Source organism: Kitasatospora sp. NPDC088742, assembly GCF_055584905.1.
Genome location: NZ_JBVJLD010000051.1, coordinates 54,080 through 67,699, shown reverse-complemented (window position 1 = coordinate 67,699; position 13,620 = coordinate 54,080). Strand labels below are relative to the sequence as shown.

Sequence of the window (13,620 nt, the reverse complement as noted above, 5' to 3'; positions counted from 1 at the left end):
GGGGCCCGACTCCAGTGCGCTGAGCACCAGAGCGGCCTTGTCGAGAACGCCGACGCCGCTAGTGTTGTCCATGCCCTAAGACTGCAGTCTCAGTCCGCGAGACGCAAGTTCAATTTCCCGGGAAAAGCGCCACTCTTGGTGGAGCAGCCCGGAAGACACCCAGGATCCAGCCTTACCAGGCTGTCCACATCCTGGACAACAGAGACGAGCGGCCGGCAACGCGGCCGGCTGGAGGGAATCCGATGGGACGGACACTTGCGGAGAAGGTCTGGGACGACCACGTCGTCCGGCGCGCCGAGGGCGAGCCCGACCTGCTCTACATCGACCTGCACCTGCTCCACGAGGTGACCAGCCCGCAGGCCTTCGACGGCCTCCGGCTGGCCGGTCGCAAGGTCCGCCGGACGGATCTCACGATCGCCACCGAGGACCACAACACCCCGACCCTGGACATCGACAAGCCGATCGCCGACCCGGTCTCCCGGGTCCAGCTGGAGACGCTCCGCCGGAACGCCGCCGAGTTCGGCGTCCGGATCCACTCGCTGGGCGACGTCGAGCAGGGCGTGGTGCACGTGGTCGGCCCGCAGCTGGGCCTGACCCAGCCGGGCACCACCGTGGTCTGCGGAGACTCGCACACCTCCACCCACGGCGCCTTCGGGGCACTGGCGTTCGGCATCGGCACCAGCCAGGTCGAGCACGTGCTGGCCACCCAGACGCTGCCGCTGGCCCCGTTCAAGACTATGGCGATCACGGTCGAGGGCGAGCTGCCCGAGGGCGTCACCGCCAAGGACCTGATCCTGGCCATCATCACCAAGATCGGTACCGGCGGCGGCCAGGGCTACGTCCTGGAGTACCGCGGCTCGGCGATCCGCGGCCTCTCCATGGAGGCCCGGATGACCATCTGCAACATGTCGATCGAGGCCGGCGCCCGGGCGGGCATGATCGCCCCGGACCAGACCACCTTCGACTACCTGGAGGGCCGTCCGCACGCGCCCAAGGGCGCCGACTGGGACGCCGCGGTGGAGTACTGGTCCACCCTGGCCACCGACGAGGACGCGGTCTTCGACGCCGAGGTCGTCATCGACGCCGCCGCGCTGACCCCGTTCGTCACCTGGGGCACCAACCCGGGCCAGGGCGCGCCGCTGGGCGCCAACGTGCCGAACCCGGAGGACTTCGAGGACCCGCAGGAGCGGACCGCCGCCGAGAACGCCCTGAAGTACATGGGCCTGGAGGCCGGCACCCCGCTGCGCGAGGTCTCGGTGGACGCCGTCTTCGTCGGCTCCTGCACCAACGGCCGGATCGAGGACCTGCGGGCCGCCGCGGCGATCCTGGACGGCCGTCAGATCGCCGACGGGGTAAGGATGCTGGTCGTCCCCGGCTCCGTCCGGGTCGCCCTGCAGGCGGTCGAGGAGGGCCTGGACAAGGTCTTCACCGCGGCCGGTGCCGAGTGGCGCCACGCCGGGTGCTCGATGTGCCTGGGCATGAACCCCGACCAGCTGGCTCCGGGCGAGCGCTGCGCCTCCACCTCGAACCGCAACTTCGAGGGCCGGCAGGGCAAGGGCGGCCGTACCCACCTGGTCTCCCCGCAGGTCGCCGCCGCGACCGCGCTGCTGGGCCGCCTCGCCGCCCCGTCCGACCTGTCCGACCGCGCTTCTGTGGAGGTCTGAGCGCCATGGAGAAGTTCACCACGCACACCGGCCGGGCCGTCCCGCTGCGCCGCAGCAACGTCGACACCGACCAGATCATCCCGGCGCACTGGCTGAAGAAGGTCACCCGTTCCGGTTTCGAGGACGGGCTGTTCGAGGCCTGGCGAAAGGACGATTCCTTCGTCCTCAACCTGCCGGAGCGTCAGGGCGCCTCGGTCCTGGTGGCCGGCCCCGAGTTCGGCACCGGCTCGTCCCGCGAACATGCGGTCTGGGCGCTGCAGAACTACGGTTTCCAGGCCGTCATCTCCTCGCGCTTCGCGGACATCTTCCGGGGGAACTCGCTGAAGAACGGCCTGCTCACCGTGGTCCTCCCGCAGGAGACGGTGGAGCGGCTGTGGGCGCTGACCGAGGCCGACCCGACCACCGAGATCACCGTCGACCTGGAGGCCCGCGAGGTCCGCGCCGAGGGCGTGACCGCCTCCTTCGAGTTGGACGACAACGTGCGCTGGCGCCTCCTCAACGGCCTGGACGACATCAGCATCACGCTCCAGAACGAGGGTGACATCGCCGAGTTCGAGGCGACCCGACCCTCCTTCAAGCCGCGTACCCTGCCGGTCGCCTGAGGCCCCGAAACCTGACGCTCCACCGGATGGCCCACCCCTCGTGAGGGGTGGGCCATCCGTCTGTTCCGGCCCCGAGTTGAGCTCCGGATAAACCCCCGCGCAGCGCAACTCCGCACAGATGGCACAATCGTTGCATGCACCGGCACCATGAACCTCCGTACGGGGATGGCGAACCAGCCTCCTCGGAGGGGATGGACACCCCGGAAGTCACGGCGCTGTACGCGCTTGTGGCCGAGCGGTTGAAGCAGGCACACCACCGCGTTCATGCGCTGAACGTGTCAACCGAGGCAAAGACCGCTCTCACTCGTCAGCTCTTGATCGTCACCGAGACCGCCAAGCGTGATCTCCCGGGGGCGGCAAGGAGGTTGACGCGCTTTGTCCAAGACCTCGACGAGGGGCGCCTGCCGCTCGGATGAGGCGCCGAACGCGCAAATCCATTGCGACACTAGGGTGATTCGCGCGTTTGGTAATTGAAAGTCCGCAGATACATACCTAACGTGCGAAAAGAACGGATGGAATCATCCGGCGCCCGTTTCCGAAGGGGAAGACGTGAACAAGGCTCAGCTTGTCGAAGCGGTGGCCGAGCAGCTGGGCGGTCGCAAGGCTGCCGCAGAGGCCGTCGACGCAGTGCTCGACACCATGGTGCGTGCCGTCGTGGCGGGTGACCGCGTGTCGGTCACCGGCTTCGGCACCTTCGAGAAGGTGGACCGCTCCGCGCGGTTCGCCCGCAACCCGCAGACCGGCGAGCGCGTCAAGGTCAAGAAGACCGCCGTCCCGCGCTTCCGCCCGGGCCAGGGCTTCAAGGACCTCGTCGCCGGCAGCAAGAAGCTGCCGAAGGACGGTCCGTCGGTGAAGAAGGCCCCCAAGGGCTCCCTCACCCCGGGCAAGACCGGCACCACCGCCGCGGTCAAGCGCGCCGCCACCAAGCGCGCCACCACCGCCGCCGCTGCTGCCGCTCCGGCCAAGCGCACCGCCGCCAAGAAGACGACGGCTGCCGCCGCCGCTCCGGCCAAGAAGACCGTGGCGAAGAAGACCACCGCCACGGCCACCAAGAAGGCCGCCGCCGTCAAGAAGACGGCCGCCGCCACCAAGACGGCCGCCGCCAAGAAGGCCACCCCGGTCAAGAAGACCACCGCGGCCAAGGCCACCCCGGCGAAGAAGACCACCGCCGCGGCCAAGAAGACCACCGCGACCGCGAAGAAGACCGCGCCGGCCAAGAAGACCACCGCGCGCAAGACCACCTCGCGCCGCTCCACCGCCAAGTAGTTCCGGCGGAAGGTCAACCGACGGCGGGTCAACTGCCGTGAGCCGTGGCGGCTCGCATCCGGGGAATCCCCGGAAGCGGGCCGCCACGGCTCTTTCCGCGCCCGGGGCCTCCGTGCCCCGGGCCCGTACGGTTCAGGGTTCCTGACGGAGTACCGGGAGCTCGTAGGTGATCTCCCAGCGCGAGTCCGGGATCACCAGGTCCGAGGTCTCCACGGCCTTGCCCTCGGTGTCGAGGTGGGTGCGCTCGATCAGCGTCACCAGGTCGCCGGCCGAGACGCCGAGCAGGAGCGCCTGTTGCACGGTGGCCCGGGCCGGGCGCGTGCGCTCCACCGCGCGCTCCACGTTCACTCCGATCGCCGCCATCCGCCGCACCACGCCCTGGCCGGCCAGCGGGCCGTACTCGGGGCAGATCACCGGAGAGCCCTCGGTGACGGACATCGGCTCCCAGCTCTCGGCCAGCAGGACGGGCTGACCACCGATCAGGTACTCGTAGACGGTGCGCACCGTCGGGGCGCCGGGTTCGATCCCGAGGCGGGCGGCGGTGTCCGGTCCGGCCGGGACGTTGGTCGAGGTGGTGGACTCCCAACTGCCCTCCTCGCCGGTCTCACCGAGCTGCGAGCGGAACGAGACCGGGGCGCCCACCCGGGAGCGGAGCATCGGGCGCCGCACCACCGGCTGCCGGAGGTAGGTGCCGGAGCCCGCGCGGCCCGCCAGCAGCCCCTCGGCGATCAGCACTTCCTGGGCGCGCTGCAGCACGTTGTCGCCGACGTTGTACTCGACCGCGAGCTTGGCGCGGGAGGGCAACCGCTCGCCCACCTGCCACTCGCCCCGGCCGATGCGGGCGCGCAGGTCGTCCGCGACGCGCTGGTACTGACGCTCAGCAGGTGACATCCGACGCTCCCCGGCGGCAGGCACTCCCCTGCCGGTTCGACAGGGCGGGTGAATCAGCGTTGACAATCTAATGCATCAGGTGGAATCTAATTGTTTAGATTTACGTTGCGTGACCAGCTGCTCGCGGGGAGAGTCGTTGCGTGCGAACCACCAGGGTGTTTGACCTCGCCAACCGCCTGGCCGTGACCGTGGGAGTCCGGGCGAGCGTCCGGCTGCGGGACGGTGGTTGGCGGGTGTACGTGGTGCTGCCGAGGGGCCTGGACGTCGAGGCCCAGCTCGCCGTCCTGGACCTGCTCGCCACCGCCGACCGGTTCGGTCACGACCGCACGGACTCGGCCGAGGGGGTCTGGGCCGAGATCGACCAGGAACAGGGAAGCCCGTCGTGAGCTATACGGTCGAGATCGAGGGCGTCACCGCGCCCGCCACCTTCGCGCGCCTGCCGGACGCGCTGGCGGCGCTCTGGGAGGCGCTGCGGGTGCTGCCGCTGGGGTGGACCCAGTACGAGGCGTACCGCTACTTCCTCGGGCCGGGAGCGGTCGAGCGGGTGACCGAAAGCCTGGAGCGGGACGGCGAGTTGAGGCTCAGCTTCGCGATGGGCGGGCGTTCGCACCTGGTGTCGGTCGGCGTGCTGCCGGACTGACCGCTGCGGGACCGGCTGCTGCGGGACCGACCGGACGGGGTGTCAGGCCTGGTGGGAGTCGGCCGGGTCCGGGAAGGTCTGCAGGGTGAGGAAGACGACGCGGCGGGCGTCGCCGGTGCCCTCGGTGCGGATGCGCAGGCGCTGGCCGGGGCGGAGCAGGCGCAGGCCGCCGGCGTCGAAGGCGGCGGTGTCGAAGGGGACCGGGGTGCCGTCGTCGAGGAGGACGGAGCCGCTGCGGGTCGCCGGGTCGAAGGTGAAGGAGGTGGCCTGCATGGGGGGCAGCATAGCGAGGCGGGCCCGTCCGGGCGGGGCGGCGTTGGTCCGTGGGACGGGTTCACGTGCAACTGATGCGCGTGCCCCGATCTTGCGGGTGTTCCTCTTCCGACTCGCGCCCGCGCGGCGGAGCCGCGGAACCAGGCGGGGCCTCGCGCCCCTGAGGGGCGTACGCATGTGCGTCAAGAGCTGCCGTGGTGTGAGGGCCGAGGCCCAGGGTGCGGGCCTCGTGGAGGTCGTCGCCGGTGTCGACGTCGCGGCGTACCGAGGGGACGCCGGGGAGGGCGAGTTCGGTGGCGCCGGCGTCCGTGTGGCGGGCCCGGGAGCCGTCGCCGAAGCGGGGGTCGAGGGGCAGGCCGGGCGGGGCGGCGAGCAGGGTGGTGCCGAGGCCGGGGGAGTCGGACAGGAAGCTGCGGCCGCGGTGGGCGGCGGCGGCCGCCAGGACGAGGGCGAGTTCGGCGGGCCGCAGGGCGGGCAGGTCGGCGGAGAGAGCGGCGACGGGGGAGCGCGGGGCGATCCGGCGGGCGTGCGAAGCGGCGTACGCCAGGGCGGGGTTGAGGCCGCCGCCGGGTTCGTCGGCGACCACCAGGGCGCCTAGGCGGGTGAGTTCGGCCCCGGCCGCCGGGTCGGTGGTGACCACCAGGACCCGGGCCACCGCGGGGCAGGCCAGTGCGGCGGCCACGGTGTCCAGCGCGAAGGCCAGCGCGAGCGCCGGACGGCGCTCCCCGGCGAACGGGCCGAGTCTGCTCTTGGCCAGGGTGAGCTGCTTCACCGGCAACACCAGCGACCACTCGGGGTGGGGCGCGGGCGCGACGGCTGGTGCGGGGCGTACCGTGTCCTGGGTCATCGGCGCCATTCTGACGCCGGTGCCGTGACCCCGGCCAGGCGGCCCGCCCGTCCGGCGCCGGGAACGCGCTCGACAGCGGCCGGGCCAGCCGTGAGACTGGTCCGCCACGACGGACCCGTGGCACCAGGCGTGCGACGGACGAGGAAAGAGGAGCAGGGGTGGCCCGCTCGAACGCCCGGTTCGGCAACGCCGACTACGGGATCTGGTACCGCTTCGCGGCCGTACTCGTGAAGCCGGTCACCACGGCCCTGGTGAAGCCGGACTGGCGGGGCTGGGAGCACCTGCCCGAGAAGGGCGGCTTCCTCGCGGTGGTGAACCACAACTCGGTGATCGACCCGGTGGTCTACGCGCACTGGCAGTACAACAGCGGCCGCCCGCCCCGGATACTGGGCAAGTCCCAGCTGTTCTCGGTGCCGTTCATCGGGTTCATGCTGCGCAAGACCGGCCAGATCCCGGTGTTCCGCGAGTCCACCGACGCCGCCGAGGCGTTCCGCGCCGCGATCGACGCGATCGACCGCGGCCAGTGCGTGCAGTTCTACCCCGAGGGCACCCTCACCCGGGACCCGGAGCTCTGGCCGATGACCGGCAAGAGCGGCGCGGCCCGGGTCGCGCTGATGACCGGCGCGCCGGTCATCCCGGTCGCCCACTGGGGCGCGCACGAGATCATCCCGCCCTACGGCCGGGGCGGGAAGGGCAAGTTCAACCTCTTCCCCCGGCACAAGGTGACGGTCGCCGCCGGGCCGCCGGTGGACCTGAGCAAGTACCAGGGCCAGGAGCTGACCGCCCAGGTGCTCCGCGCGGCCACCGAGGACATCATGGACGCGATCACCGAGGTGCTGGCCGGCATCCGCGGTGAGGACGCCCCCGCCGAGCGCTACGACATGCGCAAGGCCGCCCGCGAACGGGCCGTCAAGGCCGCCGCCAAGAAGGACCGGGCGGCGGGCAACACCATCGAAGGAGCGTCCGAGTGACCCGCTGCGCAGTCTTCGGCACCGGCTCCTGGGGCACCGCGTTCGCGCTGGTGATGGCGGACGCCGGCTGCGAGGTGATCCTCTGCGGCCGCCGCAAGGAGCTGGCGGACGCCATCAACACCACCCACGTCAACCCGGACTACCTGCCGGACACCCCGCTGCCGGCCAACGTCCGGGCCACCACCGACCCGGCCGAGGCACTGGCCGGGGCGGACTTCGCGGTGCTGGTGGTCCCGTCCCAGACGCTCCGTCAGAACCTGGCCGAGTGGGCTCCGCTGCTCGAGGAGCAGACGGTCCTGGTCTCGCTGATGAAGGGCATCGAACTCGGCACCGCCAAGCGGATGTCCGAGGTGATCCAGGAGGTCGCCGGGGTCGACCCGTCCCGGGTCGCGGTGATCAGCGGACCCAACCTGGCCCGGGAGATCGCCGACAAGCAGCCCGCCGCCTCGGTGGTCGCCTGCACCGACGAGGCGGTCGCCAAGCGGCTCCAGAAGGCCTGCCACACGCCCTACTTCCGCCCGTACACCTCCACCGACGTGGTCGGCTGCGAGCTCGGCGGCGCGGTCAAGAACGTGATCGGCCTGGCGGTCGGCATGGCCGACGGCATGGGCCTGGGCGACAACACCAAGGCCACCCTGATGACCCGCGGCCTGGCCGAGACCACCCGGCTCGGCCTCACCCTGGGCGCCGACCCGTACACCTTCGCCGGCCTGGCCGGGATGGGCGACCTGGTCGCCACCTGCTCCTCGCCGCTCTCCCGCAACCACACCTTCGGCACCAACCTGGGCCGGGGCATGACGGTCGAGCAGACCATCGCCGCCACCCGGCAGACCGCGGAGGGCGTCAAGTCCTGCGAGTCGGTGCTGGACCTGGCCCGGCGGCACGGGGTCGACATGCCGATCGTCTCCGCAGTGGTGGACGTGGTGCACCACGGGCGGCCGACCCAGGAGGTGCTGGCCGGGCTGATGGCCCGTTCGGCGAAGCCTGAACGGAGGTAGGCCGAGCGCCGCTGAGGGCCGACGGTCCGACACCGTGCGGGTGTCTTACGAGGAAACATCCGCACGGTAGTCTCAAATGCGATATGAGCATCGAACAGACCTCCCAGAACGCGGCCAAGCCGCGCGTTGCGATCGTCTTCGGCGGCCGCAGCTCCGAACACGGTGTCTCGGTCGTCACGGCCGCCAGCGTGCTCCGGGCGATCGACCGGAGCAAGTACGAGGTGCTGCCGATCGGCATCACCCATGAGGGCCGCTGGGCGCTGGTCGGCGACGAGCCGGGCCGGATGGCCATCACCGGCGGGAAGCTCCCGGACGTGGACGGCATCGCCGAGTCCACCGAGGGCCAGGTCGCGCTGCCGGGCAGCCCGGCCAGCCGCGAGGTGGTCTGGAGCGAGCCCGGCGCCGCGCCCAAGGTGCTCGGCGAGGTGGACGTGGTGCTGCCTCTGCTGCACGGCCCGTGGGGCGAGGACGGCACCATCCAGGGCCTGCTGGAGCTCTCCGGGGTGCCGTACGTCGGCTCCGGCGTGCTGGCCAGCGCGGCCGGGATGGACAAGGAGTTCACCAAGCGGATCCTGGCCTCGCACGGCATCGGGGTCGGCCACTACACCGTGGTGCGCCCGCGCGAGTGGGAGAGCGAGCAGGGCCGCGCCGCCGCCCGCGAGCGGATCGCCGCGCTCGGCCTGCCGCTGTTCGTGAAGCCCTGCCGGGCCGGTTCCAGCATGGGCATCACCAAGGTCAAGGACCTGGCCGACCTGGACGCCGCGATCGACGAGGCGCGCCGCCACGACCCCAAGGTGATCGTGGAGCTCGGGGTGACGGGCCGTGAGATCGAGTGCGCGGTGCTGGAGTTCGAGGACGGCCCGCGGGCCAGCGTCGCGGCCGAGGTGCACGTCGGCGGCGGCTTCGAGTTCTACGACTTCGAGGCCAAGTACATCGACTCCTCCGAGGTCGAGATCCCGGCCAAGCTGACGGAGTCGGAGCAGGCCGAGATCCAGCGGCAGGCGGTGGCGGCCTTCGAGGCGCTCGGGTGCGAGGGCCTGGCCCGGGTCGACTTCTTCCTGCTGGAGGACGGCAGCTGGATGGTGAACGAGATCAACACCATGCCCGGCTTCACCCCGATCTCCGCCTACCCGAAGATGTGGGAGGCCAGCGGCCTGCCCTACCCGGAGCTGATCGACCGTCTGCTGACCGCCGCGCTCAGCCGCTCGACCGGCCTGCGCTAGGGAGTGGCCGTCCCCGCCGGCTGGGTGAGCCAGGCGGGGACGGCCGCCTTGACGGCGTCGGTGAACGAGCTCAGCGGATCGGCGTAGTTGGGGTAGGCGCCCTCGGGCACCCGGATCTCCACGTAGGCGTCCCGCATGGTGGTGACGAAGCGGTAGCCGCCGTCCGCGTCCCTGGCCATGCCGAACTGGACGTCGTTCACCTCCGGCATGGAGGCGGTGCCGAGCTCGTTCAGGTACTCCGGCCGGTCACTGCCGCAGGTCAGCACGGTGCGCGGCGAGCTGTCCCAGGCGGCGGTGTACGGCGAGGCCGGTGACGGGTCGTCACGCCGGTGGCCCAGCAGCGTCTGCGGCAGCGCCTTGTCCAGTGCCTCGCAGGCGGTCGTCGCCTTGCCGGTGGCCCGCGGCGGTTCGACGTCCTCGGGCAGGCTCCAGCTCCAGCCGAGCAGACCCACGCAGGTCAGCAGGGCGGCCGGGGGGACGCCCCAGCGGACGGCGGCGGGGAGGCTGCTGATTCGGCTCACCCGGTGATGGTAGCCAGGCCCTACAGGTTGACCACCGGGCAGGTGAGGGTGCGGGTGATGCCCTCGATCTGCTGGACCTGGGCGACCACCAGGCGGCCCAGCTCGTCGATGGTCTCGGCCTCGGCCCGGACGATCACGTCGTAGGGGCCGGTGACGTCCTCGGCGGAGACCACGCCCTCGATCTTCTTGATCTCCTGGGCGACGGCGGTCGCCTTGCCGACCTCGGTCTGGATCAGGATGTATGCCTGTACCACGGGGGACCTCCAGAGCGGGGCGGGCGGACCGGGGAGTCTGATCACCACGCTACCGCTGACCCCGGCCGCTGGGGAGACCCCAGAGGGCGTACGCTGCGCGCAGACGGGGCGACCGGGGCACGTGGAGAGAGGACGGCAGATGCAGGGGACCGTGGGCGAGCTCGGCGAGTTCGGACTCATCAAGGAGCTCACCGCCCGGCTGCCGATGACCCCGGCGGTGGAGCTCGGACCCGGTGACGACGCCGCCGTGGTGAAGGCCCCCGACGGCCGGGTGGTGGCCACCACCGACGTGCTGATCGAGGGCCGGCACTTCCGCCGGGACTGGTCCACCGCCTACGACGTCGGCCGCAAGTGCGCCGCCCAGAACCTCGCCGACATCGCCGCGATGGGCGCGGTGCCCACCGCGATACTGCTCGGCCTGGTGGCCCCCGCCGACCTGCCGACCACCTGGGCCACCGAGCTGATGGACGGTCTGCGGGACGAGTGCCAGGTGGCCGGGGCCACCGTGGTCGGCGGCGACGTGGTGCGCGGCGACACCATCACGCTGGCCATCACCGCGCTCGGCGACCTCCAGGGCCGCGCCCCGGTGACCCGTTCGGGAGCCAGGACCGGCGACGTGGTCGCCGTCACCGGCTGGCTGGGCTGGTCCGCCGCCGGGCTCTCGGTGCTGACCCGGGGCTTCCGCTCGCCGCGCGCCTTCGTGGAGGCGCACCGCCGCCCCGAACCGCCGTACCACGCCGGCCCGGCCGGCTCCGACCTCGGCGCCACCTCGATGATCGACGTCAGCGACGGCCTGGTGGCCGACCTCGGCCACGTCGCCCGGGCCAGCGGGGTGGACATCGACCTGCGGGCGGCCGAGTTCGACGTACCGGCCCAGATGGCCGACATCGGCCAGGCGGTCGGCATCGACCCGCTGGTCTGGGTGCTCTCCGGCGGCGAGGACCACGCGATCGTGGCCACCTTCCCGTCCTCCGTCCAACTGCCCGCCCGCTGGCGGGTGGTGGGCGAGGTGGTCCGCCCGGCCAGCCCGGGGCGGGGCGGGACGGTCACCGTGGACGGAGCGCCGTGGGACCGGGCGGGCGGCTGGGACCACTTCGCGGCGGACGAGGACTGAGAGGACTGAGAGGGCGTCAGGGGCGCGGGAATTCAGGCCCGGGAGGTTCGGGCGGATAGTGTGAGTCGGTCGGCAATGTCCGTTTAGGCGGTGTTGTCCGGCTCGTACGAGAATCCGACCAATCCGGCGGGAGAGCACACCCCCATGCGCATCGGTGTCCTGACCAGCGGCGGGGACTGCCCCGGCCTCAACGCGGTGATCCGCTCGGTGGTGCACCGGGGCACCGACGTGCACGGCGACGAGATCATCGGCATCGAGGACGGCTTCCTCGGCCTGATCGAGGGCCGGGCCCGCCCGGTCTCGCACGACGACGTCACCGGTCTGCTCACCCTGGGCGGCACCGTCCTGGGCTCGGCCCGGGTGCGGCGCGAGCGCATCCAGTGGGCGGTGGAGAACGCCCACGAGCTGGCCGCGAAGATCGGGATCGACGCGCTGATCGCGATCGGCGGCGAGGGCACGCTGACCGCCGCCCGGATGTTCAGCGACGCCGGCCTGCCGGTGGTCGGCGTCCCCAAGACCATCGACAACGACATCGACGCCACCGACGTGACCTTCGGCTTCGACACCGCCGTGCACGTGGCCACCGAGGCGATCGACCGGCTGAAGACCACCGCCGAGTCCCACCAGCGGGTGATGGTGGTCGAGCTGATGGGCCGTCATACCGGGTGGATCACCCTGACCGCGGGCATGGCCGCCGGCGCCCACGGCATCCTGATCCCGGAGAAGGCCTTCGACATCGAGGCCGTCTCCCGGATGATCGAGGACCGCTTCCGGCGGGGCAAGAAGTTCGCCATCATCGCCGTCGCCGAGGGCGCCAAGCCCGCGCCCGGCACGCTCCGCTTCGACCACGGCTCGGTGGACCAGTACGGCCACCAGACCTTCGGCGGGATCGGCAACCGGCTGGCCATCGAGCTGGAGAACCTGCTCGGCAAGGAGGCCCGCCCGGTCATCCTCGGCCACACCCAGCGCGGCGGCACCCCCACCGCCCGGGACCGGGTGCTCGCCACCCGCTTCGGGTGGCACGCGGTGGAGGCCGTCCACAAGGGCGCCTTCGGGCACTTCACCGCGCTGCGCGGCACCGACATCGAGCTGGTCCCGGTCGCCGAGGCGGTCCAGCAGCTGAAGACCGTCCCCGAGGACCGCTGGGCGGAGTCCGAAGCCGTGCTCTGAGCCGGGTTCGATAGGTTGGCGCCCATGGCTGCTCCTCCTCGCGTACTCACCGTCGCCGGCTCCGACAGCGGCGGCGGCGCCGGCATCCAGGCCGACCTCAAGACGATGCTCGCGCTCGGCGTCCACGGCATGAGCGTGATCACCGCCGTCACCGCCCAGAACTCGGTCGGCGTCCAGGGCTACTGGGAACTCCCGGCCGAAGCGGTCCGGGCCCAGTTCCGCAGCGTGGTGGACGACATCGGCGTGCAGGCGGTGAAGACCGGCATGCTCGCCTCGGTGGAGCTGGTGGGGACCGTCGCCGAGCTGCTCACCGGTGTCGGCGCCCCGGTGGTGGTCGACCCGGTCGGCGTCTCCAAGCACGGCGACGCGCTGCTCGCCGCCGAGGCGGTGGCCACCGTCCGGGAGCTGCTGCTGCCGGTCGCCACCCTCGCCACGCCCAACCTGCACGAGGTGACCCAGCTCACCGGCATCGAGGTGGCCGGCGAGCGGGACATGGACGCCGCCGCCGAGGCGCTGCTCGGGCACGGGCCGCGGTGGGTGCTGGTCAAGGGCGGCCACCTGGAGGGCGAGGCGGCCGACCTGCTGGCCGGCGCCGACGGCTCCCGCCACTGGTACCGGGCGCCCCGCCTGGACAACCGGCACACCCACGGCACCGGCTGCACGCTGGCCAGCGCGATCGCCGGTGAGCTGGCCAAGGGCGCCGAGATGCCGGCGGCGGTGGCCGCGGCCAAGGACTACATCACCGGCGCGATCCGCGGCGGCTTCGCGCTCGGCGCCGGCATCGGCCCGGTGGACCACGCCTGGCGCTGGCGGTCCTGACGCACGTCGAAGGGCGGGCCCGCAGGGGCCCGCCCTTCACGTCCGCACGTGCGTGGGAAAGACAGAAAGCCGACCCGCCCTAGGGCGAATCGGCGATCTGGAGGACCGGCTAACCGGTCTGCGCGTCAGCGCGAGACCTTACCGGCCTTGATGCACGAGGTGCAGACGTTGAGCCGCTTCGGCGTCCGACCGACCGTCGCACGAACCGTCTGAATGTTGGGGTTCCAACGACGGGGGGTACGGCGGTGCGAGTGGGAGATGCTGTTGCCGAAGCCCGGCCCCTTGCCGCAGACGTCGCAGTTGGCAGCCACAGGAGTCACTCCAAGACTTCAGATCATTTACGTTCGAAAACCCCGGCTGAGCGACC

Annotated in this window: 18 protein-coding genes and 1 pseudogene; 12 read left to right on the top strand and 7 right to left on the bottom strand. The window is 71.8% G+C overall.

Annotated features, from left to right (window positions below; translation table 11 throughout):
• Positions 1-72, bottom strand: a pseudogene (locus ACZ6ZR_RS31160) (IclR family transcriptional regulator); the annotation flags it as partial.
• Positions 73-242: 170 nt separating this feature from the next.
• On the opposite strand from ACZ6ZR_RS31160, the gene leuC reads away from it, so the two are divergent.
• The 4 genes from leuC to ACZ6ZR_RS31140 all read left to right on the top strand — a co-directional run bounded on the left by leuC (position 243) and on the right by ACZ6ZR_RS31140 (position 3,532).
• Positions 243-1,664: a 3-isopropylmalate dehydratase large subunit gene (leuC, locus tag ACZ6ZR_RS31155; RefSeq protein WP_465648051.1), complete on the top strand. Its 1,422-nt coding sequence runs from the start codon at positions 243-245 to the stop codon at positions 1,662-1,664.
• A gap of 5 nt (positions 1,665-1,669) precedes the next feature.
• Positions 1,670-2,266, top strand: a complete 597-nt coding sequence (leuD, locus tag ACZ6ZR_RS31150) for a 3-isopropylmalate dehydratase small subunit (RefSeq protein ID WP_465648049.1) — start codon at positions 1,670-1,672, stop codon at positions 2,264-2,266.
• A 134-nt stretch (positions 2,267-2,400) separates the two neighbouring features.
• On the top strand, positions 2,401-2,682 hold the full coding sequence (locus tag ACZ6ZR_RS31145) for an SCO5555 family protein (protein ID WP_465648047.1): 282 nt from the start codon (positions 2,401-2,403) through the stop codon (positions 2,680-2,682).
• A gap of 133 nt (positions 2,683-2,815) precedes the next feature.
• On the top strand, positions 2,816-3,532 hold the full coding sequence (locus tag ACZ6ZR_RS31140; protein ID WP_465648045.1) for an HU family DNA-binding protein: 717 nt from the start codon (positions 2,816-2,818) through the stop codon (positions 3,530-3,532).
• Between the two features lie 132 nt (positions 3,533-3,664).
• On the opposite strand, the gene ACZ6ZR_RS31135 is transcribed toward ACZ6ZR_RS31140, so the two are convergent.
• A complete protein-coding gene (locus ACZ6ZR_RS31135; RefSeq protein ID WP_465648043.1) occupies positions 3,665-4,423 on the bottom strand; it encodes a GntR family transcriptional regulator in 759 nt (252 codons plus the stop codon).
• Between the two features lie 140 nt (positions 4,424-4,563).
• Between ACZ6ZR_RS31135 and ACZ6ZR_RS31130 the strand changes: the two genes are divergently transcribed.
• Both ACZ6ZR_RS31130 and ACZ6ZR_RS31125 read left to right on the top strand, forming a co-directional pair.
• A complete protein-coding gene (locus ACZ6ZR_RS31130; protein ID WP_465648041.1) occupies positions 4,564-4,809 on the top strand; it encodes a hypothetical protein in 246 nt (81 codons plus the stop codon).
• On the top strand, positions 4,806-5,063 hold the full coding sequence (locus ACZ6ZR_RS31125; RefSeq protein WP_465648039.1) for a hypothetical protein: 258 nt from the start codon (positions 4,806-4,808) through the stop codon (positions 5,061-5,063). The genes ACZ6ZR_RS31130 and ACZ6ZR_RS31125 overlap by 4 nt, the downstream gene beginning before the upstream one ends.
• Positions 5,064-5,105: 42 nt before the next feature.
• Here the strand turns inward: ACZ6ZR_RS31125 and ACZ6ZR_RS31120 are convergent, their stop codons facing one another.
• A complete protein-coding gene (locus ACZ6ZR_RS31120; RefSeq protein WP_465648037.1) occupies positions 5,106-5,336 on the bottom strand; it encodes a hypothetical protein in 231 nt (76 codons plus the stop codon).
• A 61-nt stretch (positions 5,337-5,397) separates the two neighbouring features.
• The gene (gene cofC / locus ACZ6ZR_RS31115; protein WP_465648035.1) at positions 5,398-6,183 is read right to left on the bottom strand and encodes a 2-phospho-L-lactate guanylyltransferase; all 786 of its coding nucleotides are present in this window, start codon (positions 6,181-6,183) and stop codon (positions 5,398-5,400) included.
• Between the two features lie 158 nt (positions 6,184-6,341).
• On the opposite strand from cofC, the gene ACZ6ZR_RS31110 reads away from it, so the two are divergent.
• The 3 genes from ACZ6ZR_RS31110 to ACZ6ZR_RS31100 all read left to right on the top strand — a co-directional run bounded on the left by ACZ6ZR_RS31110 (position 6,342) and on the right by ACZ6ZR_RS31100 (position 9,375).
• Positions 6,342-7,154 carry a lysophospholipid acyltransferase family protein gene (locus ACZ6ZR_RS31110; protein WP_465648033.1) on the top strand — a complete coding sequence of 271 codons (813 nt, stop codon included), beginning with the start codon at positions 6,342-6,344 and terminating at the stop codon, positions 7,152-7,154.
• Entirely contained in the window at positions 7,151-8,152 is a 1,002-nt protein-coding gene (locus tag ACZ6ZR_RS31105; protein ID WP_465648031.1) for an NAD(P)H-dependent glycerol-3-phosphate dehydrogenase, read from the top strand. Before ACZ6ZR_RS31110 ends, ACZ6ZR_RS31105 begins: the two co-directional genes overlap by 4 nt.
• A gap of 83 nt (positions 8,153-8,235) precedes the next feature.
• The gene (locus ACZ6ZR_RS31100) at positions 8,236-9,375 is read left to right on the top strand and encodes a D-alanine--D-alanine ligase family protein (RefSeq protein WP_465648029.1); all 1,140 of its coding nucleotides are present in this window, start codon (positions 8,236-8,238) and stop codon (positions 9,373-9,375) included.
• On the opposite strand, the gene ACZ6ZR_RS31095 is transcribed toward ACZ6ZR_RS31100, so the two are convergent.
• Positions 9,372-9,896 carry a DUF3515 domain-containing protein gene (locus ACZ6ZR_RS31095; protein WP_465648027.1) on the bottom strand — a complete coding sequence of 175 codons (525 nt, stop codon included), beginning with the start codon at positions 9,894-9,896 and terminating at the stop codon, positions 9,372-9,374. The two genes, ACZ6ZR_RS31100 and ACZ6ZR_RS31095, sit on opposite strands and share 4 nt — an antisense overlap.
• 20 nt (positions 9,897-9,916) lie before the next feature.
• On the bottom strand, positions 9,917-10,150 hold the full coding sequence (locus tag ACZ6ZR_RS31090; protein ID WP_465648025.1) for an Lrp/AsnC family transcriptional regulator: 234 nt from the start codon (positions 10,148-10,150) through the stop codon (positions 9,917-9,919).
• 139 nt (positions 10,151-10,289) lie between these two features.
• Here ACZ6ZR_RS31090 and ACZ6ZR_RS31085 point away from each other — a divergent pair, with 139 nt between their 5' ends.
• The 3 genes from ACZ6ZR_RS31085 (at position 10,290) to thiD (ending at position 13,253) form a co-directional block, all read left to right on the top strand.
• A complete protein-coding gene (locus ACZ6ZR_RS31085) occupies positions 10,290-11,264 on the top strand; it encodes a thiamine-phosphate kinase (RefSeq protein WP_465648023.1) in 975 nt (324 codons plus the stop codon).
• Between the two features lie 144 nt (positions 11,265-11,408).
• Positions 11,409-12,434, top strand: a complete 1,026-nt coding sequence (locus ACZ6ZR_RS31080) for a 6-phosphofructokinase (protein WP_465648021.1) — start codon at positions 11,409-11,411, stop codon at positions 12,432-12,434.
• Between the two features lie 24 nt (positions 12,435-12,458).
• Positions 12,459-13,253: a bifunctional hydroxymethylpyrimidine kinase/phosphomethylpyrimidine kinase gene (thiD, locus tag ACZ6ZR_RS31075; protein ID WP_465648019.1), complete on the top strand. Its 795-nt coding sequence runs from the start codon at positions 12,459-12,461 to the stop codon at positions 13,251-13,253.
• 125 nt (positions 13,254-13,378) lie between these two features.
• Here the strand turns inward: thiD and rpmB are convergent, their stop codons facing one another.
• A complete protein-coding gene (gene rpmB / locus ACZ6ZR_RS31070; RefSeq protein WP_082598345.1) occupies positions 13,379-13,564 on the bottom strand; it encodes a 50S ribosomal protein L28 in 186 nt (61 codons plus the stop codon).
• Positions 13,565-13,620 lie beyond the last annotated feature (56 nt).

What these genes read in the sequence shown, in the direction of transcription:
- leuC (WP_465648051.1), top strand. Translation starts at nt 243, where the DNA reads ATGGGACGGACACTTGCGGAGAAGGTCTGGGACGACCACGTCGTCCGG.
- leuD (WP_465648049.1), top strand. Translation starts at nt 1,670, where the DNA reads ATGGAGAAGTTCACCACGCACACCGGCCGGGCCGTCCCGCTGCGCCGC.
- ACZ6ZR_RS31145 (WP_465648047.1), top strand. Translation starts at nt 2,401, where the DNA reads ATGCACCGGCACCATGAACCTCCGTACGGGGATGGCGAACCAGCCTCC.
- ACZ6ZR_RS31135 (WP_465648043.1), bottom strand. Translation starts at nt 4,423, where the DNA reads ATGTCACCTGCTGAGCGTCAGTACCAGCGCGTCGCGGACGACCTGCGC.
- ACZ6ZR_RS31120 (WP_465648037.1), bottom strand. Translation starts at nt 5,336, where the DNA reads ATGCAGGCCACCTCCTTCACCTTCGACCCGGCGACCCGCAGCGGCTCC.
- cofC (WP_465648035.1), bottom strand. Translation starts at nt 6,183, where the DNA reads ATGACCCAGGACACGGTACGCCCCGCACCAGCCGTCGCGCCCGCGCCC.
- ACZ6ZR_RS31100 (WP_465648029.1), top strand. Translation starts at nt 8,236, where the DNA reads ATGAGCATCGAACAGACCTCCCAGAACGCGGCCAAGCCGCGCGTTGCG.
- ACZ6ZR_RS31085 (WP_465648023.1), top strand. Translation starts at nt 10,290, where the DNA reads ATGCAGGGGACCGTGGGCGAGCTCGGCGAGTTCGGACTCATCAAGGAG.
- ACZ6ZR_RS31080 (WP_465648021.1), top strand. Translation starts at nt 11,409, where the DNA reads ATGCGCATCGGTGTCCTGACCAGCGGCGGGGACTGCCCCGGCCTCAAC.
- thiD (WP_465648019.1), top strand. Translation starts at nt 12,459, where the DNA reads ATGGCTGCTCCTCCTCGCGTACTCACCGTCGCCGGCTCCGACAGCGGC.